This is a genomic window from Azospirillum sp. ST 5-10 (assembly GCF_051225715.1).
In the GTDB taxonomy this organism is placed as follows: Bacteria; Pseudomonadota; Alphaproteobacteria; order Azospirillales; family Azospirillaceae; genus Azospirillum.
This window is the reverse complement of record NZ_JBPJSP010000039.1, coordinates 15,889-40,396: the sequence shown is the minus strand read 5'-3', so window position 1 is coordinate 40,396 and position 24,508 is coordinate 15,889. Positions and strand designations below refer to the sequence as shown.

Here is a 24,508-nt window from a genome sequence, read left to right as displayed (position 1 = left end):
TGCCACTCATGCCTGCCGGAACGGTCCACATGTTCCCGACGTCCGTCGCGCGCGCCGTACGGGTGTTCCTGTGGATCGCGGTGGCGGTGATCGTCGCCGCCGCCCTCGCCTACGCGACCGCCGCCTGGCGCAGCCATCTGGACTCGCGGCGCATCGTCGACCTCGCCGGGCTCGACCGCTCGGTGTTCGACGCGGTGACCGGCATCCGTGCCGAGATCGGCACGGTCGGCGTGGCGCTGCTGAGCGAGGCCGAGCCGTCGGCGACGGTCGCCGGCGCGCTGGCGACCGTCGCCGGGAAGACCCGCCACGTCCTCGTCCTGCTCCGCGACTCCGCGCTCGCCGACCGCGACGCGCTCGCCGCCGCGCTCGACACTGCGGTCCGGCGGCTGGAGGCCAGCGAGACCGCCGTTCGCGCGGAATCCCGACGCCCGCCGGGAGCCCGCGACGTCGTCCGCATCGAACCGTGGCGGCAGGCGATCTACGGCGCGGCCGACGCCCTGTCGGCGGTCGGCCGCGCCGTCGGCACGCGCCTGTGCGCGGTCGATTCCGCCCTGGCCGACCTGGTGGCCGTGCGCGAGCTGTCCTACGCCATCCGCGACCGCTACTCGCGCCAGTGCTCCGGCTTCCGCCGGCAGGTGCAGAACGACCTCCCGCTGACGACGGCGGAGCGGCGGACCTGGCACGAGGACATCGGCGCCTACCGGGAGCTCTGGAACCAGCTCGACCGCATCGCCGCGCACCTGCCGGAGACGTCCGCCCTGCGCCGCCTGGTCGAGGCGGGACGGCGCCGGACGGCGGCGACGCAGGCGGTCATGGACCGCGTCCTCGACGGCCTGTCGGGCTCCGGTGCGCCGGCCTACGATGCGGCCGGCTGGTCGCAGAACTGCATGTCGGCCTACGATTCGATCCTCGCCATCGGCTTCCGCGCGCTCGACGAGGCCGTCGAGCGCGCCGAGGAGCGGCGGGCCGGCGCCCTGGTCGCCGGCGCCGGCGCCACCGCCGTCCTGGCGCTCGCCCTGCTGTTCGGTGTCGTCGCGGTCCGCTTCGTCCGGCTGCGCCTGTCGCGGCCGCTGGACTCGCTGCGGGCCGCGGTCGCGCGGATCGGCCAGGGCGACCACGAGACGCCGGTCGCCGCCTCGCCCTGGCACGACGAGCCCGGCGCCATCGCCGACGCCCTGGAGACCCTGCGCCGCCGTGCCCTCGAAAGCGTGCGCCTGCGCAAGCGCATCGACGAGATGCGCGACGAGCTGGTGGAGCACGCCGGCCGGGCGAGCCGGGCCAAGTCCGAGTTCCTGGCGACGATGAGCCACGAGCTGCGCACGCCGCTGAACGGCATCCTGGGCACGGTCCAGCTCCTCGAGTCGAGCCCGGTGACCGAGGAACAGCAGCGCTGGCTGAAGGCGCTGGAACAGTCGGGACGGCTGCTGCGGGAGATCGTCGACGACATCCTCGACTACACCCGGATCGAGAGCGGCCGCGCCCCGGTGGAGCGGGTCGCCTTCTCGCTGGCCGACCGCATCGCCATCGTCGAGGCGACCATCGCGCCATCGGTAGCCGCCAAGGGGCTGGAGTTCCGGCGCACGATCGACGCCGCCCTCCCCGACCGCTTGGTCGGCGATCCCGGCAAGCTCGGCCAAATTCTGCTCAACCTGCTGGGCAACGCGGTGAAGTTCACCCGGACCGGCCGGGTCACCCTGAGCGTCCGCGGCGATCCCCGGCCGGCCGGCGGGGCCGGTGCCTGGGTGCGCTTCGTGGTGGCGGACACCGGGATCGGCATCGCCGAGTCCGCGCGCGGCGACCTGTTCCGCCCCTTCACCCAGGCCGACGGCAGCATCGCCCGCCGCTTCGGCGGCTCCGGTCTCGGCCTCGCCATCTGCAAGGGCCTGGTCGACCTGCTGGGTGGCGAGATCGCCCTGGAATGCCCCGCCGAGGGGGGCACCGTGTTCACCGTCCGGCTGCCGTTCACGACCGGAGACGGGCGTTCCGCCGCGCTGGACGACGAGGCCGCCGCCCCCACGCTGCCGCCCCTGGCCGTGCTGGTCGCCGAGGACAACCCGGTCAACGCGATGGTCGCCCGCACCCTGCTGGAACGGGCGGGCCACCGGGTCGACGTGGCGGGCGACGGACGGGTGGCGGTCGAGCGCGCCTGCGCCGCGGACTTCGACGTCGTCCTCATGGACCTTTCGATGCCCGGCGTCGACGGCGTGGAAGCGACGCGGCGCATCCGCGCGTGCGGCCACGAGACGCGGGCCATGGTGCCGATCGTCGCACTGACCGCAAACCTCGCGTCCGCCCGCCACCTGCCCGGCGGCGACCCGGGATTCGACGGCGTCGTCGGCAAGCCCTACCGTCGCAGCGACCTGGAGCGGGCGCTGGCCGCGGCGATCGGGCTGGCACCGCCGAGCGCCCCCGTTCCCCGCAGGCTGGCGGTCCTGTCCGAGCAGGCGCGCGACCTCAGTGTCGACGGCGCGCGCAAGCTGGTGGCGCTGTACCTCTCCGAGACGCCGGGCATGGCGCAGGCGCTGCGGCGCGCGCTGGAGGCGGCGGACCGCGCCGAGGCGGTCGCGCTCGCGCACCGGATGAAGGGCGGCGCCCGCCACGTCGGCGCCGAGGCGATCGCCGCCGTGGCGGCCGACATCGAACGGGAGGCCGCGACCGCCGATCGCGCCGTCCTGCACGCGCTGGCCCGGGACCTGGAACCGGCGGTCGACCGCGAATTGGACGCGCTGTTCGAGCGTGCCGAACGGGAGTTCGCGGCGCTGGAGGCGGCCGCGCTCTGAGGCCCCGCCGCCGTGTCAGGTCACGCGCTCGGCGAAGACGTAGCCGAGGCCGTATTCGGTGACGATCAGCCGGGGCTTGCCGGGATCGGCTTCGATCTTGCGCCGCAGACGGCTGATCAGCACGTCGATGGTGCGGTCGTTGGGATTCCACTCGCGGTCGCCGACGGCGTCGATCAGGTCGTTGCGGCTCATGATCCGGCCGGGGTGGAGGACCAGGGCGGCCAGCAGATCGTATTCGGCGTGGGTCAGGCGAACCGTCTCGCCGGTCGGCGACGACAGCCGCCGATCCTCCACGCTCAAGATCCAGCCGGCGAACCGGCGCACGCCGCGGGCCTTCTCCGTCTCGGGCCGGGGCAGCGTGCGCCGCAGCACGGTCTGCACCCGGGCCAGCAGTTCGCGCGGCGAGAACGGCTTGGTGACGTAGTCGTCGGCCCCCAGCTCCAGTCCGACCACGCGGTCGGTTTCCTCCGCCTTGGAGGTGACGAGGATGACCGGGATCTCGGAGTGCGCCCGAATGTCGCGCATCAGCGAGAGGCCGTTCTCGTCGGGCAGGCGGATGTCGAGCAGCACGAGGTCGACCGTGTTGTGGGCCAGCAGGCGACGCAGCCCCTCCGCGCTCTCGGCGCTGAAGACCTTGAATCCCGCGTCCTTGAAGTAGGCGGTCAGGGTCTCCAGGATGACCGGCTCGTCGTCGACGATGGCGATCTGCAGGTCCTGCGGTCTGACCGTGGCGGCGCTCAGCATCGTTCCCGTCACACTCCGTTCACAATTCCGCACGGTGCGTTCACGATCGCACCGCCGTGTCTTTACAGTCCGGCCGTAGCCTCCGCCAAGACCACAAGATCATGGTGGTTATTGGGGGCAGGTATGATCCATCCACTCGCCGTCGTCTTCCGGTTCCTGAAGCGGCCGGCTGCGACCGGCCTGGTCGGCGTGGTGGGACTCGTTCTCGGCATTCTCTTCTGGGGTGGTTTCAACACCGCGCTGGAAATCACCAATAATGTCGAGTTCTGCATCTCCTGTCACGAGATGCGCGACACCGTGTATCAGGAATACAAATCCTCCGTACACTTCCAGAATCCTTCGGGGGTGCGGGCCGGCTGCCCCGACTGCCACGTTCCGCGGGAATGGGGCCCGAAGGTCCTGCGCAAGATCCAGGCGACCAACGAGCTCTATCACAAGGCGATGGGCACGATCGCGACGCCGGAGCGGTTCGAGGCCAAGCGCCTCGAGCTGGCCAAGCACGAGTGGGCGCGCATGAAGGCCAACTACAGCCGAGCGAGCTGTACGGCACCTCCTGCGGGGCCTGCCACGGCCTGCCGGAGCCGACCCATTACCTGGCCAACCAGTGGACCGGCATCCTCAACGACATGAAGAACGACACCGGCCTCGGCCAGGAAGAGCTGCGCTTCCTCGAAGCCCATCTCCAGCGCCACGCCAAGGACACGGCCGGCCGGTCCTGAGCCGCCGCTCCCTCTCCCGCCACGGCACCATTCCCACGGAGGCATCGACCATGTCCATCCGACCTCTCCCGGCCGCCACCCTCGCCGACGTCTGCAGCGAGCTCGCCGGCTATTTCGGTGCACCGCTCGACGCGGACGACGTCCGCACCCTGCGCCGCGGCGGCGCCTTCGGCCCGCTGGCAGCGCTCGCCGGCGACCGGCGCTGCGCCGACGCCCTCCAGCGCGCGCTCGACGTGGTGCGGGCCGAGCCGAGCGACGAGGCGGCGACGGTTCTTCTCAACCGCAGCTACTGCCAGCTCTTCCTCGGCATCGGCGGCGCCGCCGGAGCGCCGCCGTTCGAATCCGCCTTCCGCGGCACCGGACGGCTGTTCCAGGAGCCGGCGGAGGCCCTGGCAGGAATGCTCGCCGCCTACGGCCTGCGACCGGCCGACGGGTTCGTGGAGCCGCCCGACCACATCGCCATGGAACTGTCGCTGCTGGCGCAACTCCTGCGTCTCGGCGCCAGCATCGCCGACGCCGGAACGGACCCCGCGGTCGCCACCCTGCGCGGCCGCCTCGCCGAATGGGTCCCGGCCTTCGCCCGGGCCTGCGCCCGGTTCGACTCCTCCGGCTTCTACGCCTCGCTGGCCGCCGTGCTGGCGACCGTGCTCGACGACGGCGAACGGGTTCTCGCCGCCTGAGCGTCCGCCCTCGACGAGGGCTTCGACAACAAGGAAGACACATCATGACGGAACTCGACACACTGCGCGTGTCGCGACGGCGCTTCCTGCAGGCGACGTCGGCGGTCGCCGCGCTCGGCGCCATCTCGGGGCTGCCGTTCGGCCTGTCCCAGGCGCAGGCCGCGGCGCTGCCGGACGGCGAGTATCTCCAGGCGTCGCACTGGGGCGCCTTCTGGGCAAAGATCGAGAAAGGCCGCTTCGTCGGGCTGCGGCCGTGGGAGAAGGACCCGCACCCGTCGCCGCAGCTCACCGGCGCCTGGGACGTGGTCTATTCGCCGACGCGCATCCGTTACCCGATGGTGCGGCGCGCCTGGCTCGAGAAGGGTCCGGGGGCAGCGCCGGAGACGCGCGGCGCCGGCGACTTCGTCCGCGTGAGCTGGGAGAAGGCGCTCGACCTCGTCGCCGGCGAGATCAAGCGGGTGCAGACCGATGTCGGTCCGTGGGGGATCTACACCGGCTCCTACGGCTGGGGCCCCATCGGCCGCGTCGGCAACCCGCAGACGATGCTGAAGCGGCTGATGAACCTGACCGGCGGCAGCGTGGTGTCGTCGAGCAACTATTCCAAGGCCGGCATCGAAGCGATCATGCCCTACGTTCTCGGCTCGATCGATGCCGAGGGGCCACAGACCAGCCACCAGACCATTCTCGACAACACCGACCTGATCGTCTTCTGGGCGTCCGATCCGCTGAAGGACAACCAGATCTCCGCGGCCATCCCGGACCATGGCGAGTACGGCTGGTTCGAGGCGATGAGGAAGGCCGGCAAGAAGGCCGTCTTCATCGATCCCGTGCGCACCGAGGGCTGCAAGCTCCTCGACGCGGAGTGGCTGCCGGTGCGGCCGCATTCCGACGTCGCCCTGGCGCTCGGCATGGCGCACACGCTGCTGGTCGAGGACCTGCACGACAAGGAGTTCCTCGACTCCCACACCACCGGCTTCCCGGTCTTCGCCGCCTACCTCAGGGGCGAGACGGACGGCACGCCGAAGACGGCGGAGTGGGCGGCGGCGCTGTGCGAGCTGCCGGCCGACACCATCCGCGACCTGGCGCGGCGGCTGACCAAGGGGCGCAGCATGCTGGTCAGCGGCTGGACGCCGCAGCGCCAGCAGTACGGCGAGCAATTCCCCTGGGCCTTCGTCACCCTGGCGGCGATGGTCGGCCAGATCGGCCTGCCCGGCGGCGGCTTCTGCCAACGCTACCACCTGGACAACGCCGGCACCCCGACCGCCAACGCGCCCGGCCTCGGCGGCTCGCTGCAGATCGGCAAGCGCAAGGAGATCAAGCCCTGGCCGGCGGAGAAGGGGACCACCAGCATCCCCTGCGCGCGCGTCGTCGACATGCTGCTGCATCCCGGCACCACCTACCAGCACAACGGCGGCACCTTCGTCTATCCCGACATCAAGCTGTGCTACTGGGCCGGCGGCAACCCGTTCCACCACCACCAGGACCGCAACCGCATGCTGGAGGCGTGGCGGCGGATCGAGACCTTCGTCGTCCAGGATTTCCAGTGGACGGCGACCGCCCGCCACGCCGACATCGTGCTGCCGGCGACCACCAGCGTGGAGCGCGACGACATCGAGCGGGTCGGCGTGGTGGCCCGCAAGGCGTTCGTCGCCATGAAGCGGCTGATCGACCCGGTGTTCGAGGCCCGCGACGACTACGACATCTTCATCGAGCTGGCCAAGCGCCTCGGCGTCGAGCCCGAGTTCTCGGAAGGCAAGTCGTCGATGGACCGCGTCCGCGAGGTCTACGAGGACGCGCTGAAGCAGGCGGCGGCCAAGAAGATCCCGATGCCCGACTTCGACACCTTCTGGAACAAGGCCGGCATCGTCGAGTTCGAGATCCCGGAAGTCGCCCTGCGCCGCACCAAATACGCCGATTTCCGCGCCGATCCCCTGCTCAACGCGCTGCCGACGGCGACGGGCCTCATCGAGATCCATTGCAAGGCCATCGAGAAGATGGGCTACGATGACTGCCCGCCGCACCCCACCTGGTTCGAACCCAGCGAGTGGCTGGGCCAGGCGGACCGGAAGTACCCGCTGCACGTCAACTCCAGTCACCCGCAGTACCGGCTGCACTCGCAGCTCAACGGCACCACGGTGCGCGAGCTCTACGCCGTCGGCGGGCGCGAGCCGTGCCGCATCAACCCCGCCGACGCCGCCGCCCGCGGCATCGCCTCGGGCGACATCGTGCGGGTGTTCAACGGCCGCGGCCAGTGCCTCGCCGGCGCCGTCCTCACCGACGACATCCGCCCCGGCGTCATCGAGCTGCAGGAAGGCGCCTGGTACGACCCGGCCGAGGGCGGCAAGCCGGGCACGCTGTGCAAGTACGGGGATCCCAACGTGCTGACGCCGGACATCCCGACGTCCAAACTCGGGCAGGCGACGTCGGCCCACACCTGCCTGGCCGAGGTCGAGCTGTTCAAGGGGCAGCCGCCGGCGGTCACCGTGTTCGACACGCCCGCCAACGCCTGAACCGGCCGCCCGCAGCCTCTCCGCAGGCGGCGGAATCGTCCTCTCCCGGGTCGGGAGAGGACGATTGCCGTGCGGGCATGCCCCGGATCAGGGGTGCGGGGGCAACGGTCTTGCGACTCCGTCCCCGCGCCCGCCGCCCATCGTCATCACAGCGGCACCAGCACCGGGCGCCCTTCGGCGTCGCGCCGTCGCAGTTGCGACGTCTTCCCCGACAGTTCGGCACAAGAATAATGCCAGGACAGAACGGGTTCTTCTCCCGCCCAGCGCGGCTTCCCTGGCACGATCTGCTGGCCGCACAGAGCGCAAAAGACGGGGTCCTGCTTCGGAACAGGCATTTCCGTCATCCTTTTCCGGTGCTCGCTGCTGCTTTTATACGCCGCCCGACGCGGACCCATTTTTGCGAATTCGGGGTAGCGGACGCCGTCGGGCACAGCTGTTGCCGGAAGAATACGCCGATTTTCCTAAAAGCCCCGGCGCCTGTGACCTGCCGCCGCCGGGGCGCCCCCTCACTTCTCCGCGACCAGCGTGCGCGGCGCCCGGTCGGCGCCGCTGGCCAGCGGCAGGTCCGGATGCTCGATCCACTGGATGATGTCGGCCTGCACCACCGGCCCCTGCAGGTCGCGCAGCAGCATGTGGTAGCCGTCGGGGTAGACGGCGATGCGGTGATGGCCGGACGCCTCCAGCTCGGCGATGGCCCGCTTGACCGGCCGCGGCGGCAGCACTTCCTCGTGGGCGCCGTAGAGCACCAGGGCGGGCACCCGCAGGCGCCCGGTGGCCTCCAGGCCGCGGCCCATCAGATCGGTGAGGCCGTTCAGGGTGTCGATACGCGACGCCTTGATGACCAGCGGGTCGCGCCCCAGGGCCCGCAGCATCTCGATGTTGTCGGACGGCTGGATGTCCAGCTCCTTCGGCGCGCTCACCGTCAGGCCGGGAACCAGCGTGCTGGTGAGCCACAGGGCGGCGCGCGGGAAGAAGCCCATGACCTCCTTCCCCCACACCGCCGGGGCCACCAGGATGGCGCCGTCCACCGGCAGCGCGTCGGCGCGGTCGAGCGCCGTCAGCACCACCGCCCCACCCATGCTCTCGCCCAGCAGGTAGAAGGGGACGCCGGGATGGCGCGACCGCACCACCGCGGTGGCGGTCCGCAGGTCGGCGACCAGCGTCTCGACGCCCGGCCAGATGCCGGGGTCGCGGGTGGCGCCGAAGCCGCGCTGGTCGTAGGCGTAGGTGGCGATGCCGTTGGCCGCGAAGGCCCGCCCAGTGTCGGCGAAGGCGTTGGAGTAGTCGTTGAAGCCGTGCAGCGCCAGCACCACCGCCCGCGGCCTGCCGGTCTCCGGCAGCCAGGACCGGGTCGGCAGCGTATAGCCGTCGGCGGCGACGATCGCGCCGTCGGCGAGCTGCGGATCGGCCAGCGCCGGCCCCATGGGCTGGAGGCGGGCGGCGCAGCCTGTCAGCAGGAGCCCCAGAACGAGCACGGCGGCCAGCCGGCGGATCGTCGGAATGCGCTCAGGCACCGGGGTGCCCCTCCTCCCGGCGCGCCGCCGGCTCGTGGGTGCCGCTGGTGAGCTGGAGGAAGATGTCCTCCAGGTCGGACTCCTCCGTGGTCAGGTCGATGACCGAGAGGCCGGCCTTGGCGACGCCAGCGAGGATCGCGTCGACCCGCTGCCGGCTCGGCTGGTAGCGCACCACCAGCCGGCGCGGCTCCGGCAGCTCGGTGGTGAACCCCGCCAGCTCCGCCGGCACCGCGTCCAGGTCGCGGTCGACGAACACCGTCAGGGCCTTGGCGTCGATGCGCCGCAGCAGGGTGCGGGTCGGCTCGCACGCCACCACCGAGCCGTGGTCGATGATGGCGATGGTGTCGCACAGCTCCTCCGCCTCCTGGAGGTAGTGGGTGGTCAGCAGCACGGTGGTGCCGGCGCGGTTCAGGGCGCGCACGTGCTCCCACAGCAGGCGGCGCAGCTCGATGTCGACGCCGGCGGTCGGCTCGTCCAGCACCAGCACCGGCGGGGTGTGCACCATCGCCTTGGCGACCATCAGCCGCCGCTTCATGCCGCCCGAGAGGGTGCGGGCGTAGGCGTTGGCCTTGTCCGCCAGGCCGACCGCCGCCAGGAGATCGTCGGTCCGGCGCTCCGCCTTGGGCACACCGTAGAGGCCGGCCTGCAACTCCAGCATCTCGCGCGGGGTGAAGAAGGGATCGATGTTGAGCTCCTGCGGCACGACGCCGATCGACGCCCGCGCCTGGCGCGGGTTGGCGTCGACGTCGGTGCCCCAGATGGCGACCCGGCCCTCGGTCTTGTTGACCAGGCCGGCGAGGATGTTGATCAGCGTCGACTTGCCGGCGCCGTTGGGCCCGAGCAGGCCGAACAGGGAACCGCGCGGGATCGCCAGGTCGATCCCCTTCAGGGCGTGCTTCGGGCCGGACCGGCCGGCGGCCTGGTAGGTCTTGACGAGGCCCCGGATCTCCACGGCGTGCGCCGGCAGGGAAACGGGCGATGGTGTGGGGCTGTGTGCAACCATGGCGTCGAAAGAGGGCTTTCCCGGTTCAATCCCGTTGATCGGCGCGGCGCGTCGGGTATCATCCCGCGGCCCCGCCACCGATCCTAACGGTGCGTCTATTGGGCGTGTGTGTCAAAAGGAAGGATGATGGCGATGCAGCCCATCGAAACCATCGAGGTGGAAACGGCCGAGGTCGGCTGCGACGGCGGCGGCGGCGCGCTCGGCCACCCGCTGGTCTATCTGCCGCTGGGCCAGGAAGGCCGGGTCGACTGCCCCTACTGCTCGCGCCGCTACGTCCTCAAGCAGGGCGCCAAGACCGGCACGCACGGGCACTGACGCCGGGGTGGCGGCGGGCGCCGCCGCCGATCCGCGCCGCCCGGACGCCGCTCAGAACGTCAGGCGCGTGCCGACCAGGAACAGGTCGTCGTCGAACGTGCCGCGCTGCCCGGCATCCGTGCGGAAGCGAACGTAGCCGCCATGGATGGAGAGGCCGGGCGCCAGGGCGTAGCCGGCCTCGACCGTCAGGGCGGTGAAGTCGAAGTCGCCGTTGCCGGCGGCCGGGGGAGCGTCGAAGGACACTTCGGCATAGGTGACGGCGAATTCCACGTCGCCGGCTTCGTACATGGCGCCGAGGTTCCAGCCGTCGTCGCCCTCGCCGTCCAGGGTGTCGAGCGAGGCGCGCGACAGGGTGAAGCTCCCGGTGAAGTCGCCGAACGAGACGTAGCCGCCGCCGACGGTCAGGCCGGCGTAGGCGATCTCGACGCCGGTCTGCCAGGCGACGAAATCGTCCAGTTCGTTCCCGTCGGCCTGCGCCGCGCTGACGGTCGCCGTCGCCGCGACGGTGACGTCGCCGAACGCGGTTTCGTAGCGCACGCCGCCTTCGACCCAGTCGCCATAGCGGTCGCGCGGCGCCGTCAGGTACACCGCATCGCCTTCGTTGGTTTCGGGAGCGAAGCTCACGCCCGCCTTGAAGCCGTACAGGTCCGGGCTGAGATAGGTGACCTTGGTGGAATCGCTGCTGTCGGGCACCCCGAAGAACTCGTCGAGCTCGACCGGAAGCCCCCAGTCGTCGGTCATGTCGGTGATGGTCGCCGACGGGGTCGGGGCGCGGACGACCAGGACCTCGGCCGCCCCGTCGTCGTCGCCGAGTTCGACACGGCCCCAGGCACCGGCGAGATAGATGTTGGCCTCGTCGGTGCGGATCGTCCGGCCGTCGCCGTCGATCACGGTCCCGCCGGTTTCCAGTTCGATCTTCACGCCGTATTCCAGCCCGTTGTCCGCCTTGCCGTCGGCGCGCACGTGAATCTCGACCTCGTTGCGGAACTCGGCGTCGTTCTCCCCGTCGCGATCGTCGTAGGCGAAATGGCCGGCCTGGAACTGGACGTACCCGCCGAGCTTGACGGTCGTTTCCGCCAGCGCCGGGCTTGCCGCCGCGGTGAGCAGCGCCGCGGCGCCGGTCGCGATCCGGTGTCTCATCACGCACCTCGGGATTGGCTGCAAAGGGACGACGTCGGGACCGGCCGCCGTCACCTCGGCGGCCAGCGGACGGGCGGCGCAACTATAGCCGGCGGACGCCCGCGACGTTTCGCCCCGAAGGGGCAATCCTTATGGACCGCTCCGCCCGCACCATCGCCCCGGGGACCACGGCCGTCGCCGTTTACCCTTGTGTTCCAATGGATGGGAGCGGATCGGACAGCCGGAGCGCGGGGCGATGGAGCGGGTGGGGCGGCATGGACTCCGCGGCGACACGAACAATTCATGGAACGGCAACGGGAAGTCCCCCGCCCTTCGCCCGCAGCCGGGGCGCCTTCCGGCGGCGACGCTCGCGGATCGGGCAAGCTCGGCGCCGAACACGCGCGCCCGTGGCGCCGCTCGGCTCGGCCCGAGGCGTTCGCCGGCGCCGCCGGCGCCGAGTCCGGCCGCCGTCCCCGGCCATGTCCGGTTGACTTGCCGGCGTGCCGGGGATATCACGCACCCGGCCCTCCGGCGTGCCGTCGGCACCGGGCCGTTCCGCCGTGTCGCGCGGCCGGATGCCAGGTGTTGGAAACCCGCAGCGGAGGACGGACGGACGTGCATGAAGTGGTGGTGCTGCTGCAGGGCGTGATACTGGGCATCGCCATCGCCGCGCCCGTCGGACCGATCGGGCTCCTGTGCATCCGCCGGACGCTCGAGCACGGCCCGCTCATGGGCTTCGCCACCGGCATGGGGGCGGCCGTCGCCGACACCTTCTACGGCGGCATCGCCGCCTTCGGCGTCTCGGCGGCGCTCAACTTCCTGACCGGGCACCAGGTGTTCTTCCGCATCATCGGCGGCGTCTTCCTGCTGGCCGTCGCCGTGCGCACCTTCCGTCAGCAGCCGCAGGCGGAGGAGCGCGAGGCCGCCGCCGCCCCGGACAGCCGCACCGCCATCGGCGGCTTCCTCACCGGCCTGTCGCTGACGCTGACCAACCCGGCCACCATCCTCGCCTTCATCGCCATCTTCGCCGGCTTCGGCCTGGGCGCCGATCTCGGCAACTTCGACGCCGCCACCATGGTGCTGGGCGTCTTCATCGGCTCCGGCGGATGGTGGCTGGCCCTGTCCTGCGGGGTGGCGGCGCTGCGCCACCGCATCTCCGACGAGCGGCTGACCCTGCTCAACCACTGCACCGGACTGGCGCTGGCCGGCTTCGGCCTGTGGGCCCTCACCACCGGCTTCACGGGCATCGTCGCCGCGGGGATGGGCTGATCACCTCGCGCGGCCCGTCGTCCTCGCCGCCCCGGCGGGTCCAGAAGAAGTGCGCCAGCCGGGCGAGATAGGCGCCGACCAGCACCACCACCAGGCCGACGGTGACGTAGCCGACCCAGTCGACGATGCCCGGCCAGGTCGACAGCATGTAGCCGGCCCACGCCAGCACCAGCGTCCACAGGATGGAGCCGCTGGCCGAGGCCAGGCTGTAGTGCCACACCGGCATGCGGCAGGCCCCGGCGGGGATCGAGATCAGGGTGCGCAGACCGGGTACGGGCTGGCAGAAGAACACGGCGACGCCGCCGTAGCGCTGGAACCAGCGGGTGGCGCGGTCGACCTTGTCCTTGCGGATGGTCAGCCAGTGGCCGTGCCGCTTGAGGAAGCGCTCCAGCCGTTCGGGCCGGGCGAAGCGGGCCGGCGCGTACCAGACGAGCTGCCCGGCCAGCGAGCCCAGACCGCCGGCCAGCGCGATGCCGATCAGGCTGTATTCGCCGGTGGCGGCCGCCAAGCCGGCCAGGGGGATGACGCTCTCCGCCGGGACCGGCGGCACGACGCGGGCGAGCACGAGCAGCAGGAAGATGCCGACGTAGTGCATCGAGTGCAGCACCTGCACCAACCAGTCGGTCATGAACCTCCTCGGGCGGCAAGGAACGGGGAGCCCATACGGCTCCGGTCCCATGGCAACGCCGCCGGTGCGCCGCCGGTTCCCGGCCGCCCGGCACGGGCGGCCTCCGCCCCCTCCGACGGAGCCGGGGCCGACGCCGGAACGAGCACGGCGCGTCGATGACGGAGCCGCCGCGGGCCGGCGCACGGTGCCGCCGAACGGCCTGCGACGACCTGCCGCACCATCCGGTTTGCCGTTTGCATTGGCGACACGGAATGTCGCAGATTAGAAGGCCGCCATGCGACAGATCGTTGCGTGAGGCACGGAGAAATCCGCACAAAACTTATAATCCGAGGACGCCCCGATGACTGAGACGTCAGCCGCCACGTTCGACGCCATGCACGCCCGTTCGCTCGCCGACCCCGCAGGATTCTGGGGCGAGGCAGCGGAAGCGATCAGCTGGATCAAGCGCTGGGACACGGTCCTGGACGACGGCAACCCGCCCTTCTACCGCTGGTTCCGCGGCGGCGTCCTCAACACCTGCTACAACGCCGTCGACCGCCACGTCGAGGCCGGCCGCGGCGGCCAGGCGGCCATCATCTACGACAGCCCGGTCACCGGCACGGTCCAGACCATCACCTACGCCGAGCTGAAGGACCAGGTCGCGCTGTTCGCCGGCGCCTTGCGCCGCCTCGGCGTCGAGAAGGGCGACCGGGTCATCCTCTACATGCCGATGATCCCGCAGTCGCTGGTGGCGATGCTGGCGTGCGCCCGCCTCGGCGCCGTGCATTCGGTGGTGTTCGGCGGCTTCGCGCCGCACGAGCTGGCGACCCGCATCGACGACGCCAAGCCGCGGGTGATCGTCTCGGCGTCCTGCGGCATCGAGCCCAACCGGGTCGTCAAGTACAAGCCGATGCTGGACGCGGCGATCGACCAGTCCACCCACAAGCCGGAGCGCTGCATCGTCTTCCAGCGCCCGCAGGAGCAGGCGGTCCTGGTCGCCGGCCGCGACGTCGACTGGCACGAGGCGGTGGCGGCCGCCCAGCCGGCGGACTGCGTGCCGGTGGAGGCAACCGATCCCCTCTACATCCTCTACACCTCCGGCACCACCGGCCAGCCCAAGGGCGTCGTCCGCGACAACGGCGGCCACGCCGTGGCGCTGGCGTGGACGATGAAGAACATCTACGGCGTCGCCCCGGGCGAGATCTACTGGGCCGCCTCCGACGTCGGCTGGGTGGTCGGCCACTCCTACATCGTCTACGCGCCGCTGCTCAACGGCAACACCACCATCGTCTTCGAGGGCAAGCCGGTCGGCACCCCCGACGCCGGCACCTTCTGGCGCGTCATCCAGCAGCACAAGGTGTCCACCCTGTTCACCGCGCCGACGGCGTTCCGCGCCATCAAGCGCGAGGACCCGGACGCCGTGCTGCTGAAGAGGTACGACCTGTCGTGCCTGCGCGCCCTGTTCCTGGCCGGCGAGCGGTCGGACCCCGACACCCTGCACTGGGCCGAGGACAATCTGAACGTCCCGGTAATCGACCACTGGTGGCAGACCGAGACGGGCTGGGCGATCTCCGGCAACCCGCTCGGCGTCCACCTCTTCCCCGTCAAGTACGGCTCCGCCACCCGGCCGATGCCGGGCTGGGACGTGCGCATCCTCAACGCCGAGAACAAGGAGGTGCCGCGCGGCGACATCGGCGCCATCTGCGTCAAGCTGCCGTTGCCGCCGGGCACCCTGCCGACGCTGTGGAACGCCGACGAGCGCTACAGGAAGTCGTACCTGACCGAGTATCCCGGCTATTACCAGACCGGCGACGCCGGCTTCGTCGACGACGACGGCTACGTCTACATCATGGCCCGCACCGACGACATCATCAACGTCGCCGGCCACCGCCTCTCCACCGGCGGCATGGAGGAGGTCCTGGCCTCCCACCCCGACGTCGCGGAATGCGCGGTCATCGGCGTCGCCGACCCGCTCAAGGGCCAGGTGCCGCTGGGATTCCTCTGCCTCAAGGCGGGCGTCAGCCGGCCCCACGACCAGATCGTCAAGGAGGTGGTGGCGCTGGTGCGCGAGCAGATCGGCCCGGTCGCCGACTTCAAGCGCGCCCTCGTCGTCGACCGCCTGCCCAAGACCCGCTCGGGCAAGATCCTGCGCGGCACCATGCAGAAGATCGCCGACGACCAGGAGTACAAGATGCCGGCGACCATCGACGACCCCGGCATCCTGCCGGAGATCGCCGAGGCGCTGAAGTCCCTGGGCTACGCCAGGGGGCACAAGGAAGTGGCCTGACCGGCCGGGCGGCGGATCGGGGGAGGAGGGCTCTCCCGATCCGCCCCCCTCATCCCGGCGCCAGCGGCCACACCAGGGCGATCGCCAGGGTGCCGACCACCACCACCAGCAGCGACAGCGGCAGGCCGAGGCGGGAATAGTCGGCGAAACGGTAGCCGCCGGGGCCCATGACCAGCGTGTTGCACTGGTGGCCGATGGGGGTGAGGAAATCGCAGCCGGCACCCACCGCCACCGCCATCAGGAAGGCATCGGGCCGCAGGCCGAGGTGGGCGGCCAGGCTGGCGCCGATCGGCGCCATCACCAGCACCGTCGCGGCGTTGTTGAGGAACGGCGTCACCGCCATCGCCGCCACCATCATCAGCGCCAGTGCCCCGACGGGCGGCAGCGAGGCCGCGGCGACCGACAGCCACTCGGCGATCAGGTCGGTGCCGCCGGTCGCCTTCAGCGCCCCGGACACCGGGATCAGGGCGCCGAACAGCACCAGGATGGGCCAGTCCACGGCGTCGTAGGCCTCCTTGGGCGTCAGCACGCCGAACAGCACCATGGCGACCGCGGCGGCGAAGAAGGCGGGGGCGACGTGCACCAGCCCCGTCGCCACCAGTCCGACCGTGACGGCGACGATGGCGACGGCGAAGCCGCGCTTGCTCGGCCGGCCGATCGGCAGGTCGCGCTCGGCCAGCGGCAGGCAGCCCAGGGTCGCCAGGGTCTCGTGCACGCCCGCGGCGCGGCCCTGAAACACCACGAGGTCGCCGAACTGGAAACGCACGCGCCGCAGCCGCTGGCGGATCGGCCGGCCACGCCGCGACAGGGCCAGCAGGATCACCTCGTAGCGGCTGCGCAGGAACAGCTCCTCCGCGGTGTGGCCGATCAGCAGCGATCCCTGGGTGACCACCGCCTCGACCACGGTGAGCTCGTCGTTGCCGACCACGCCGTCCAGCGTCTTGCCCTCGGCCAGCTCGAGGCCGGCCGCCTCGACGATGCGGGCGAGCGCCTGGGTGTCGCATTCGAGGACCAGCACGTCGCCCTCGAACAGCACCCAGTTGCCGGAGGGCACGTAGCGCCGCCGCTGCTCGCGCAGGATCGCCGCCACGGTGACGTCACCGTCGCCGCGGTCCTCCAGCTCGGCGACGGTGCGGCCGACGAACGGGGAGCCGGCGGGCAGGCGCGCCTCCGCCGTGAAGTCGTCGACCGAGAAGGCGGCCTGGCTGGCCTGGGTGCGGCGCAGCGGCAGCAGGCGCCAGCCGAGCGCCAGGAACGCGACCCCGGTCAGTGCCAGGGCGACCCCGACGGGCGTGAAGTCGAACATCCGGAACGGCTCGCCGAGGATGTCCTCGCGCATGCGCGAGACGATGATGTTGGGCGAGGTGCCGACCAAGGTGATCAGCCCGCCGAGCAGCGACCCGAAGGCCATCGGCATCAGGAGCGCCGACACCGGCGTGCCGGTGCGGGCGGCGATCTGCACCGCCACCGGCATCAGCATGGCGAGCGCGCCGACGTTCTTGACGACGGCCGACAGCACCGTCACCGTGCCGGCCAGCACCACCACCTGCGAGGCCGGCGTGCGCATGCGGGCGCTGAGCGGCTTCATCGCCGCCTCCACCACGCCCGACCGCGCCACCCCGGCGCTCACCACCAGGGCGGAGCCGACGATGATGACGATCTCGTCCGAGAAGCCGCGGAACGCCTGGTCCTCGGGCACGATGCCGACGGCCAGCGCCGTCACCAGGGCCAGCAGGCCGACGATGTCGTAGCGCAGACGGTCCCACACCAGCAGCACCACGACGGCACCGATGATGGCAAAGGCCAAGCCCTGGTCTGTTATCATGAAGCTCGCACACGGGTGGTTGGGGAAGCGGCGCGACCCGCTGACATGGAGGCGCCGGGGCGCCGCGGCAACGGCGGGCCGGCCTAACGGCCGCCGTCGGCCTCGTCGTCGGGCGCCAGCGCGCGGCGGATCAGGGTGCCGCAATTGGGGCCCGCCTCGGTGCCGGGGTCGAGCAGGGGCAGCAGGCCGGCCAGCGGCGTCAGCAGGACTCCCAGGGCCACGGCCGCAGCGCCGCGCGCCGCCGATTCCGCCGGATCGAAGCCGATCTCCGGGGCGGCGAACCGCCCGTGCACCAGGACCGGCACCTGGGTGGAGAGAAGGTTGGCCTCCTTCGGCCGCCCCTCGATGCGCAGGTCCAGCGTCTCGACCCCGAGGTCGACGGTGCCGCCGCCGACCGCCAGCGTCTCCGGCGTGTCGAGCACCAGGGCCTTGACCCGGCCGACGCCCTGTTCGACCGCGACGTCGGCGACGAAGCAGTTGAAGGGCGCCGGCTCGTCGCCCGACAGGACGATGCCGAGGGTCTCCAGGATGTCGGTCTGCAGCCCCTGGACCACCAGGCCGCCGACGGTCCCGCCGTCGACCGCCAGGCCGATGGAGCCGTCGGACACGGCGGCGATGTCGGCGACGGTGGCGCCGCGACCCGACAGGACGATGCGGCCGGTCACGGTGCCGCCCATCTCGGCGGCGAGATCGGTGCCCTCGAAGAGATCGGCCAGGCCGATGCCGCGCACGCCGAGGTCGACGGCGGCGGACGGGATCCGCCGACGCCCGTCCAGCGTGACCTTGCCGAGGATGCGGCCGTCGCCGACCCCGAACGACAGCGGGTCGGCGGCGAGGACGCCGTCCTCCAGGTGCAGGACCATGGCGAAATTGTCGAGGGCCGCGGCGGCGGCTTCCAGGCGCCGGCCGTTGAGGCGCAGGTCGATGTCGGTGGCGCGCAGCCGGTCCAGGTTCACCGGGGTCGCCGGCAGGACGCGGGCGGCCTCCTTGGTCGGATAGCCCTCCGGCCCCTCGGGCGCGGCGCCGACGAGGCCGGCGAGGTCGGCCAGCGCCAGCCGCTCGGACACCAGCTCGGCGGCGACGTGCGGCCGTTCGCCGCCGCCGTCCACCGTGACGGTGCCCGACAGGTCGCTGCGCCCGACCCGGCCCTTCAGCCCGGTCAGCCGCCACACCGCCCCGTCGCGGGCGAGGTGCCCGCTCAAGGTGTAGGGGCCGGTCTGCGGCGCCGGGATGCCGAAGATCGGGAAGATCGTCGAGAGGTCGTCGCCGCGCAGGTCGATGCCGAGGTCGACCCCTTCGAAGCGCACCGGCTCCGCCAAGGTGCCCTCGACGGTGCCGCGGGTGCGGCCGACGGCGGCCTCGGCGCGGACCGGATAGGGCTCGGTGCCGTCGCGCAGCAGGCGCAGGGAACCGCCGTCGACGGCCAGCCGGAAGGGCTGGCCGGCGAAGCTCCCCTGCCCTTCCAGGTGCACGCGGTCGTCGCCGCTGCCGCCGACCGCGGTGCTGATGGTGCTGTCGAGGTCGATGTCCCGCGTGGCGTCGCGGTAGCGCAACCGGCCGTCGTCGATGCGCAGCCGCTCGATCACCGGCATCTCGCTGCGGTCGTCCGGGGCCGTCGCCTCGCGCACCGCCGCCGCCCGCGGGTCCGAGGCGAAGGTCCAGTTGCTCTCGCCGGCCTCGTTCCGCTCGACGGCCAGCTTCGGCGCGATCAGCCGCACCTCCGGCAACTCCCAGTCGCCGCGCAGCAGCGGCCACAGGCGCAGCCGGGCGTCGAGCGCGCCGATCTCCACCAGGGCCGGTTCCCGCGCCCAGGGCGCGTTGGCGATCCGCACCCCTTCGGCACGGATGCGGATGGGGTCGCCAAGGCCGACGTGGAGGTCGCCGTCGAGGGCGACGTCGCGGCCGAGGGCATCGCCGAGCCGGGCTGCCAGGAAGCCGCGCGCGTCGTTCCAGTCGTAGAGCGCCGCCACGACACCGATGCCGGCCGCCACCAGAAGCACCAGCCCGAGAAGGACCAGCCCCGTCCACTTCAGCACGGCCATGCGCAGCGCCCTCCCGTCGCCTCTGCCGGACTCAACGGACGAGCGGGCGCGGCGGTCCGGCCTACCGCCAAAGGTCGCCGGCGCGGCGCCCCTTGGCAGGCGCCGCCGCGCCGGGCGATGATCGGTCGCGGGGCGCCGAGACCCGGCGCCGCCGATCCCGGAGCCACGGACCATCCGCCGCCATGCCCCTGCCGCCCCGCCGCCCCCCGGTGCCCGCCACCATCGCCGTCGTGTTCCGCGACGGCTGCGTCCTCCTGGTGCGCCGCGCCAATCCTCCGGACGCCGGCCTCTGGGGCTTTCCCGGCGGCCGGATCGAGCCGGAGGAGACCATCGAGGCGGCGGCGCTCCGCGAGCTGTTCGAGGAGACGGCGGTGCGCGCCGAGGCGCAGACGGTGGTGACCGCGCTCGACGCCTTCGACCGCGACGACGCCGGCGCCGTCCGCCGTCACTTCATCCTGGTCGCCGTGCTCTGCCGCTGGATCGCCGGCGAGCCGGTCGCCGGCGACGACGCGCTCGAAGCGCGCTGGGTGCCGCTGCCGGAGGTCGCCGCCGGCCGCTTGGCGATGAGCGCCGGCGTGGCCGAGGTCGCGCGCCGCGCCGCCGCGGCCGCCGCCGGCCTGGACGACGGCACCATGCCGGCCCCGGTGACGCCGCCGGCCCTATCCTGAGCACGGGCGGCGGAGCCCCCCGCCCGCCTCACTCCCCCGGGCCCATCGTCGTTCCCGCCGCGGCGGCGACGCCGCTGCGCACGGTCTGCTCGCGGTGGAAGACGAACAGGCCGCTGGCGATGATCAGGGCGGCGCCCGCCGCCACCGGTAGGGCCGGCGCGTGGCCCCAGACCACCGCATCGAGCACCACCGCCAGGACGATGGAGATGTACTGGAACGGCGCCACCACCACCGGCGGGCTGAGCTGGAGGGAGCGGTTGACCGCCACGTGGCCGGCCAGCGCCACCAGCCCCAGCAGGCCGAGCAGCAGGAAATCCACGGCGTCCGGCACCGCCCACGCCGTCGGCAGCGCGGCCGCGCCGGCCAGGCCGGTGCCGAAGACGCTGAAGGAGACGAGCGTCAGGTTGCCGTCGGCGCGCAGGAAGCGCGAGCCGATCATGCTGAGGGCGTAGGCGAACGTCCCCGCCAGCGCCACCAGCGACGGCACCGGGTCGAAGTCGCCCGCCGGGTTCAGCACCAGGACGACGCCGGCGAACCCCACCAGCACCGCCGTCCAGCGCCGCCACCCCACGCTCTCGCCCAGCAGCGGCACCGACAGGGCGGTGACGATCAGCGGCGAGGCCATGTAGATGGTCATGACGTCGGCCAGCGGCAGGTAGCGCACCGCCCAGTAGAAGCAGCCGATCTCGGTGGTGGACGCCAGCACGCGCAGGAGGTGGAGCGGCAGCCGGCGCACGGCGAACACGGACCGCCAGCCGCGCCGCAGGATGAAGGGCAGGATCACCGCCGCCGCGAACAGGCTGCGCACGGACAGCAGCACGGCCACGGCGTGCTCCGCCACCAGCCACTTCCCGAGCGCGTCGTTGACGGTGAACAGGATGCTGCCCAGCAGCATCATCAGGATGCCGAGGCGTGTGTCGGACATGGGGCGCCGCGTGGGGAAAGGGGGCGGGGGATGGCCTCTCCCGCTGCGGGACAGGCCCCCTCAGATGCCGCAGCGCGGCGGTTAAATCACCTTCTTGCTGCGCAGGGCTTCCCTGTCGGCGGCGCATAGGCCGAGCCGTTCGGCGAGCACGACGTCGGTGTGCTGGCCGAGCGTCGGCGGCGCCACCGCATGCTCCAGCGGGGTCGCCGAATAGCGGATCGGGCTCGCCACCGTCGGCACCGTGCCGACCGTGGGGTGCGGCAGCGAGCGCTGCAGCCCGCGGGCCACCACGTGGGGATCGGCGAACACCTGGGCCAGGTCGTTGATCGGCCCGCACGGCACCCCCAGCGGCTCCAGCACCGCCAGCCAGTCGGCCGTCGTGCGGGTCCGCATCAGCGCGTCGACGACGGGCACCAACTCCGCCCGGTGGCCGACCCGCGCCGGGTTGGTGGCGAAGCGGGGGTCGGCGGCCAGCTCCGGCCGGCCGGCGGCGGCGCAGAACTTGGCGAACTGGCCGTCGTTGCCGACCGCCAGCACCATGTAGCCGTCGCGGGTGGCGAAGGCCTGGTACGGGACGATGTTGGGGTGGGCGTTGCCGATCCGCCCCGGCACCGCGCCCGACACCAGATGGTTCATCGCCATGTTGGCGAGGACGGCCACCTGCACGTCGAGCAGCGCCAGGTTCACCCATTGCCCCTCGCCGGTCCGCTCGCGGTGGGCCAGCGCGCCCATGATGCCGACGGTGGCGTAGAGGCCGGTGAAGATGTCGGCAACCGCCACGCCGACCCGCATCGGCCCGGCCCCCGGCTCGCCGTCGGGCACGCCGGTGATGCTCATCAGCCCGCCCATGGCCTGGATCATGAAGTCGTAGCCGGCCCGCGCCGCGTACGGCCCGTCCTGCCCGAAGCCGGTGATCGAGCAGTAGACGAGCCGCGGGTTGGCCGCCCGCAGGCTCTCGTAGTCGAGACCGTACTTCTTCAGGCCGCCGACCTTGAAGTTCTCGATCACCACGTCGGATTCGGCGGCGAGCCGGCGCACCAGCTCCCGTCCCTCCGGCCGTTCGAAGTCGATGGTCACGGACCGCTTGCCGCGGTTGGTGGAGAGGAAGTAGGCGGCCTCCTTCCCCTCGCCGTCCGGCCCGGTGGCCCAGGGCGGCCCCCAGGTGCGGGTGTCGTCGCCGGTCCCCGGCCGCTCCACCTTGACGACGTCGGCGCCGAGGTCGGCCAGGGTCTGCGCCGCCCAGGGCCCGGCCAGGACGCGGCTCAGCTCCAGCACGCGCACGTGCGACAGGGGACCACCCATGGCGCTCAGCCCGTGAAGGCCTGGATGCCGGTGATGGCCCGGCCGAGGATCAGGGCATGGATGTCGTGGGTGCCCTCGTAGGTGTTGACCGCCTCCAGGTTCATGGCGTGGCGGATCACGTGGAACTCGTCGGCGATGCCGTTGCCGCCGTGCATGTCGCGCGCCACCCGGGCGATCGCCAGCGCCTTGCCGCAGTTGTTGCGCTTGACCAGGGAGACCATCTCCGGCGCCGCCGTCCCCTCGTCCATCAGCCGCCCGACGCGCAGCGCGCCCTGCAGGCCCAGCGCGATCTCCGTCTCCATGTCGGCGAACTTGAGCTGGGAGATCTGGGTGGCGGCGAGCGGCCGGCCGAACTGCTTGCGGTCGAGCTGGTACTGGCGCGCGGCGTGGAAGCAGAACTCGGCCGCCCCCATGGCGCCCCAGGCGATGCCGTAGCGCGCGCGGTTGAGGCAGCCGAACGGCCCCTTGAGTCCCTTCACGTTGGGCAGCAGGGCGTCCTCGCCGACCGCCACCTCGTCCATGACGATCTCGCCGGTGATCGAGGCGCGCAGCGCGAACTTGCCCTCGATCTTCGGGGCGGACAGCCCCTTCGCCCCCTTGTCCAGCACGAAGCCGCGGATCTCGCCCTCGTCGTCCTTGGCCCAGACGACGAAGACGTCGGCGATCGGGGAGTTGGTGATCCACATCTTGGAGCCGTTGAGCACCCAGCCCTCGGCCGTCCGGCGCGCCCGCGTCTTCATCCCGGCGGGGTCGGAGCCGGCGTCCGGCTCGGTCAGGCCGAAGCAGCCGATCCACTCGCCCCGCGCCAGCTTCGGCAGGTACTTGCGGCGCTGCTCCTCGGTGCCGTAGGCGTGGATCGGGTGCATGACGAGCGAGGACTGCACGCTCATCATCGAGCGGTAGCCGCTGTCCACCCGCTCCACCTCGCGGGCGATCAGGCCGTAGGAGACGTAGTTGGCGCCGGCGCAGCCGTACTCCTCCGGCAGGGTGGCGCCGAGGAAGCCCAGCTCGCCCATCTCCCGGAAGATGGCGGGGTCGGTCCTCTCGTGCCGATTGGCCTCCAGCACGCGCGGCATCAGCCTGTCCTGGCAGTAGGACCGGGCGCTGTCGCGGATCATCCGCTCGTCGTCGGTCAGCTGCCCGTCCAGCAGCAGCGGGTCGTCCCAGGCGAACGTCGCGCGCGTATCGGTCTTCGCCACCCTTGCATCCTCCCTCTTCGGAACGGGCGCCTTGACGCGCCCTCCGCGGCAGAGTGAAGCAGGATCGTTTGATGGGTCCAATACATTTGTGCGGCGGCACTTATAGGATTGCCATATGAGTGCCGCCACCTCCGGCACCGCCGCTCAGATCCACTCGATGTAGGGATCGATGCCGTAGCTGTGGCCGTCGAAGTGCATGAAGACGTTGCCGGTCGCGCCGTAGGCTTCGATGATGGTGGACGGCGCCTCGCCGGGCGCCAGCGGCCCGCCGTCGGTGTTGGAGCCTTCCCAGATGTCCTGCGGCGCGCCGCCGATGGCCACGACGATGCGGTCTCCCTCCTCCGGGTTGAAGTCTGGGAAGTGGAGATGGACCGTCTCCCCGTCGGCCGCGGGGTCGACGTAGAAGGTGTCGGCGCCGATGCCGCCCTGCACGGTGTCGTGACCGCTGACGGCGATCAGCCGGTCGTCGCCGACCCCGCCGTAGAGCTGGTCGTCGCCCAGCCCGCCGTCCAGCGTGTCGTTGCCGCCGACGCCGCGCAGCTTGTCGGCACCGTCGCCGCCCTGGAGCAGGTTGCCCGACGCGTTGCCGACGATGGAGTCGCCGCCGGCGCTGCCGGCGACGTTGGCGGCCCCCGCCTCGTCCTGGAGCAGCACCTGCTCGACCCCCGACGCGTTGCGCAGATCCCAGCCGGAGAACAGGAACACCCGGTCGGCGGCGCCGCCGTCGTCGACGATCTGGTCGCCCGGCTCGGCGACGTAGTAAGTGTCGTTGCCGACGCCGCCGGACAGGAGGTCGGTGCCGGTGCCGCCGTACAGCGTGTCGTCACCGCCGAGGCCCCACAGCCGGTCGTCGCCGCCGTTCCCGTAAATAATATCCGAAGACGCGCTCCCCGAGATCGCGTCATTCCCGTTGTTACCCCGAAACAGCGCCATGATTGCCTCCGACAAAAAGGGCTCTTATTGTTGCCGGCGATCACCCAGCGTTTTGGTCTGTTAAAAC

General features: G+C 71.9%; 19 protein-coding genes. 8 read left to right on the top strand and 11 right to left on the bottom strand.

What is annotated here, in order from left to right:
* The first annotated feature begins 29 nt into the window (after window positions 1-29).
* Window positions 30-2,780, top strand: a complete 2,751-nt coding sequence (locus tag ACSBPG_RS28520) for an ATP-binding protein (protein WP_435540637.1) — start codon at window positions 30-32, stop codon at window positions 2,778-2,780.
* A gap of 15 nt (window positions 2,781-2,795) precedes the next feature.
* On the opposite strand, the gene ACSBPG_RS28515 is transcribed toward ACSBPG_RS28520, so the two are convergent.
* On the bottom strand, window positions 2,796-3,524 hold the full coding sequence (locus ACSBPG_RS28515) for a response regulator (RefSeq protein ID WP_435540636.1): 729 nt from the start codon (window positions 3,522-3,524) through the stop codon (window positions 2,796-2,798).
* A gap of 123 nt (window positions 3,525-3,647) precedes the next feature.
* On the opposite strand from ACSBPG_RS28515, the gene ACSBPG_RS28510 reads away from it, so the two are divergent.
* From ACSBPG_RS28510 to torA, 3 genes are all read left to right on the top strand, one after another.
* A complete protein-coding gene (locus ACSBPG_RS28510) occupies window positions 3,648-4,154 on the top strand; it encodes a NapC/NirT family cytochrome c (protein ID WP_435540635.1) in 507 nt (168 codons plus the stop codon).
* A gap of 139 nt (window positions 4,155-4,293) precedes the next feature.
* Window positions 4,294-4,923, top strand: a complete 630-nt coding sequence (locus ACSBPG_RS28505; protein WP_435540634.1) for a TorD/DmsD family molecular chaperone — start codon at window positions 4,294-4,296, stop codon at window positions 4,921-4,923.
* Window positions 4,924-4,967: 44 nt separating this feature from the next.
* On the top strand, window positions 4,968-7,433 hold the full coding sequence (torA, locus tag ACSBPG_RS28500) for a trimethylamine-N-oxide reductase TorA (protein ID WP_435540633.1): 2,466 nt from the start codon (window positions 4,968-4,970) through the stop codon (window positions 7,431-7,433).
* A gap of 506 nt (window positions 7,434-7,939) precedes the next feature.
* On the opposite strand, the gene ACSBPG_RS28495 is transcribed toward torA, so the two are convergent.
* Together ACSBPG_RS28495 and ACSBPG_RS28490 are read right to left on the bottom strand one after the other, a co-directional pair.
* Window positions 7,940-8,947 carry a lysophospholipase gene (locus ACSBPG_RS28495; protein WP_435540632.1) on the bottom strand — a complete coding sequence of 336 codons (1,008 nt, stop codon included), beginning with the start codon at window positions 8,945-8,947 and terminating at the stop codon, window positions 7,940-7,942.
* Complete coding sequence (locus ACSBPG_RS28490; RefSeq protein WP_435540631.1) at window positions 8,940-9,950, bottom strand: ABC transporter ATP-binding protein; 1,011 nt, start codon at window positions 9,948-9,950, stop codon at window positions 8,940-8,942. Before ACSBPG_RS28490 ends, ACSBPG_RS28495 begins: the two co-directional genes overlap by 8 nt.
* Window positions 9,951-10,082: 132 nt before the next feature.
* Here ACSBPG_RS28490 and ACSBPG_RS28485 point away from each other — a divergent pair, with 132 nt between their 5' ends.
* The gene (locus tag ACSBPG_RS28485; protein WP_435540630.1) at window positions 10,083-10,265 is read left to right on the top strand and encodes a zinc-finger domain-containing protein; all 183 of its coding nucleotides are present in this window, start codon (window positions 10,083-10,085) and stop codon (window positions 10,263-10,265) included.
* Window positions 10,266-10,316: 51 nt separating this feature from the next.
* Here ACSBPG_RS28485 and ACSBPG_RS28480 read toward each other — a convergent pair whose 3' ends face one another.
* On the bottom strand, window positions 10,317-11,405 hold the full coding sequence (locus ACSBPG_RS28480) for a porin (RefSeq protein ID WP_435540629.1): 1,089 nt from the start codon (window positions 11,403-11,405) through the stop codon (window positions 10,317-10,319).
* A 594-nt stretch (window positions 11,406-11,999) separates the two neighbouring features.
* Between ACSBPG_RS28480 and ACSBPG_RS28475 the strand changes: the two genes are divergently transcribed.
* Window positions 12,000-12,653, top strand: a complete 654-nt coding sequence (locus tag ACSBPG_RS28475) for a LysE family translocator (RefSeq protein WP_435540628.1) — start codon at window positions 12,000-12,002, stop codon at window positions 12,651-12,653.
* On the opposite strand, the gene ACSBPG_RS28470 is transcribed toward ACSBPG_RS28475, so the two are convergent.
* The gene (locus tag ACSBPG_RS28470; protein ID WP_435540627.1) at window positions 12,622-13,281 is read right to left on the bottom strand and encodes a DedA family protein; all 660 of its coding nucleotides are present in this window, start codon (window positions 13,279-13,281) and stop codon (window positions 12,622-12,624) included. The genes ACSBPG_RS28475 and ACSBPG_RS28470 overlap by 32 nt on opposite strands.
* Window positions 13,282-13,621: 340 nt before the next feature.
* Between ACSBPG_RS28470 and ACSBPG_RS28465 the strand changes: the two genes are divergently transcribed.
* Window positions 13,622-15,547 carry a propionyl-CoA synthetase gene (locus ACSBPG_RS28465; protein WP_435540626.1) on the top strand — a complete coding sequence of 642 codons (1,926 nt, stop codon included), beginning with the start codon at window positions 13,622-13,624 and terminating at the stop codon, window positions 15,545-15,547.
* Window positions 15,548-15,596: 49 nt separating this feature from the next.
* Here ACSBPG_RS28465 and ACSBPG_RS28460 read toward each other — a convergent pair whose 3' ends face one another.
* A complete protein-coding gene (locus tag ACSBPG_RS28460) occupies window positions 15,597-17,372 on the bottom strand; it encodes an SLC13 family permease (protein WP_435540625.1) in 1,776 nt (591 codons plus the stop codon).
* Window positions 17,373-17,455: 83 nt separating this feature from the next.
* Window positions 17,456-19,414, bottom strand: coding sequence for an AsmA family protein (locus tag ACSBPG_RS28455; protein ID WP_435540624.1), 1,959 nt, complete (start codon window positions 19,412-19,414; stop codon window positions 17,456-17,458).
* A 182-nt stretch (window positions 19,415-19,596) separates the two neighbouring features.
* Between ACSBPG_RS28455 and ACSBPG_RS28450 the strand changes: the two genes are divergently transcribed.
* Window positions 19,597-20,082, top strand: a complete 486-nt coding sequence (locus tag ACSBPG_RS28450) for an NUDIX hydrolase (RefSeq protein ID WP_435540623.1) — start codon at window positions 19,597-19,599, stop codon at window positions 20,080-20,082.
* Window positions 20,083-20,110: 28 nt separating this feature from the next.
* Here ACSBPG_RS28450 and ACSBPG_RS28445 read toward each other — a convergent pair whose 3' ends face one another.
* The 4 genes from ACSBPG_RS28445 to ACSBPG_RS28430 form a co-directional block, all read right to left on the bottom strand.
* A complete protein-coding gene (locus ACSBPG_RS28445; protein WP_435540622.1) occupies window positions 20,111-21,007 on the bottom strand; it encodes a DMT family transporter in 897 nt (298 codons plus the stop codon).
* Between the two features lie 81 nt (window positions 21,008-21,088).
* Window positions 21,089-22,309 (bottom strand): CaiB/BaiF CoA transferase family protein, encoded by a 1,221-nt coding sequence (locus tag ACSBPG_RS28440; RefSeq protein ID WP_435540621.1) that lies wholly within the window; start codon window positions 22,307-22,309, stop codon window positions 21,089-21,091.
* A 5-nt stretch (window positions 22,310-22,314) separates the two neighbouring features.
* On the bottom strand, window positions 22,315-23,508 hold the full coding sequence (locus tag ACSBPG_RS28435; RefSeq protein ID WP_435540620.1) for an acyl-CoA dehydrogenase: 1,194 nt from the start codon (window positions 23,506-23,508) through the stop codon (window positions 22,315-22,317).
* A gap of 144 nt (window positions 23,509-23,652) precedes the next feature.
* Window positions 23,653-24,441, bottom strand: coding sequence for a calcium-binding protein (locus tag ACSBPG_RS28430; protein WP_435540619.1), 789 nt, complete (start codon window positions 24,439-24,441; stop codon window positions 23,653-23,655).
* Window positions 24,442-24,508: the final 67 nt, after the last annotated feature.

Bases quoted from the DNA above. Each gene is read 5' to 3' on its own strand.
- ACSBPG_RS28520 (WP_435540637.1), top strand. From the start codon at position 30: ATGTTCCCGACGTCCGTCGCGCGCGCCGTACGGGTGTTCCTGTGGATC.
- ACSBPG_RS28515 (WP_435540636.1), bottom strand. From the start codon at position 3,524: ATGCTGAGCGCCGCCACGGTCAGACCGCAGGACCTGCAGATCGCCATC.
- ACSBPG_RS28510 (WP_435540635.1), top strand. From the start codon at position 3,648: ATGATCCATCCACTCGCCGTCGTCTTCCGGTTCCTGAAGCGGCCGGCT.
- ACSBPG_RS28505 (WP_435540634.1), top strand. From the start codon at position 4,294: ATGTCCATCCGACCTCTCCCGGCCGCCACCCTCGCCGACGTCTGCAGC.
- torA (WP_435540633.1), top strand. From the start codon at position 4,968: ATGACGGAACTCGACACACTGCGCGTGTCGCGACGGCGCTTCCTGCAG.
- ACSBPG_RS28490 (WP_435540631.1), bottom strand. From the start codon at position 9,950: ATGGTTGCACACAGCCCCACACCATCGCCCGTTTCCCTGCCGGCGCAC.
- ACSBPG_RS28485 (WP_435540630.1), top strand. From the start codon at position 10,083: ATGCAGCCCATCGAAACCATCGAGGTGGAAACGGCCGAGGTCGGCTGC.
- ACSBPG_RS28480 (WP_435540629.1), bottom strand. From the start codon at position 11,405: ATGAGACACCGGATCGCGACCGGCGCCGCGGCGCTGCTCACCGCGGCG.
- ACSBPG_RS28470 (WP_435540627.1), bottom strand. From the start codon at position 13,281: ATGACCGACTGGTTGGTGCAGGTGCTGCACTCGATGCACTACGTCGGC.
- ACSBPG_RS28465 (WP_435540626.1), top strand. From the start codon at position 13,622: ATGACTGAGACGTCAGCCGCCACGTTCGACGCCATGCACGCCCGTTCG.
- ACSBPG_RS28460 (WP_435540625.1), bottom strand. From the start codon at position 17,372: ATGATAACAGACCAGGGCTTGGCCTTTGCCATCATCGGTGCCGTCGTG.
- ACSBPG_RS28455 (WP_435540624.1), bottom strand. From the start codon at position 19,414: ATGGCCGTGCTGAAGTGGACGGGGCTGGTCCTTCTCGGGCTGGTGCTT.
- ACSBPG_RS28450 (WP_435540623.1), top strand. From the start codon at position 19,597: ATGCCCCTGCCGCCCCGCCGCCCCCCGGTGCCCGCCACCATCGCCGTC.
- ACSBPG_RS28445 (WP_435540622.1), bottom strand. From the start codon at position 21,007: ATGTCCGACACACGCCTCGGCATCCTGATGATGCTGCTGGGCAGCATC.
- ACSBPG_RS28440 (WP_435540621.1), bottom strand. From the start codon at position 22,309: ATGGGTGGTCCCCTGTCGCACGTGCGCGTGCTGGAGCTGAGCCGCGTC.
- ACSBPG_RS28430 (WP_435540619.1), bottom strand. From the start codon at position 24,441: ATGGCGCTGTTTCGGGGTAACAACGGGAATGACGCGATCTCGGGGAGC.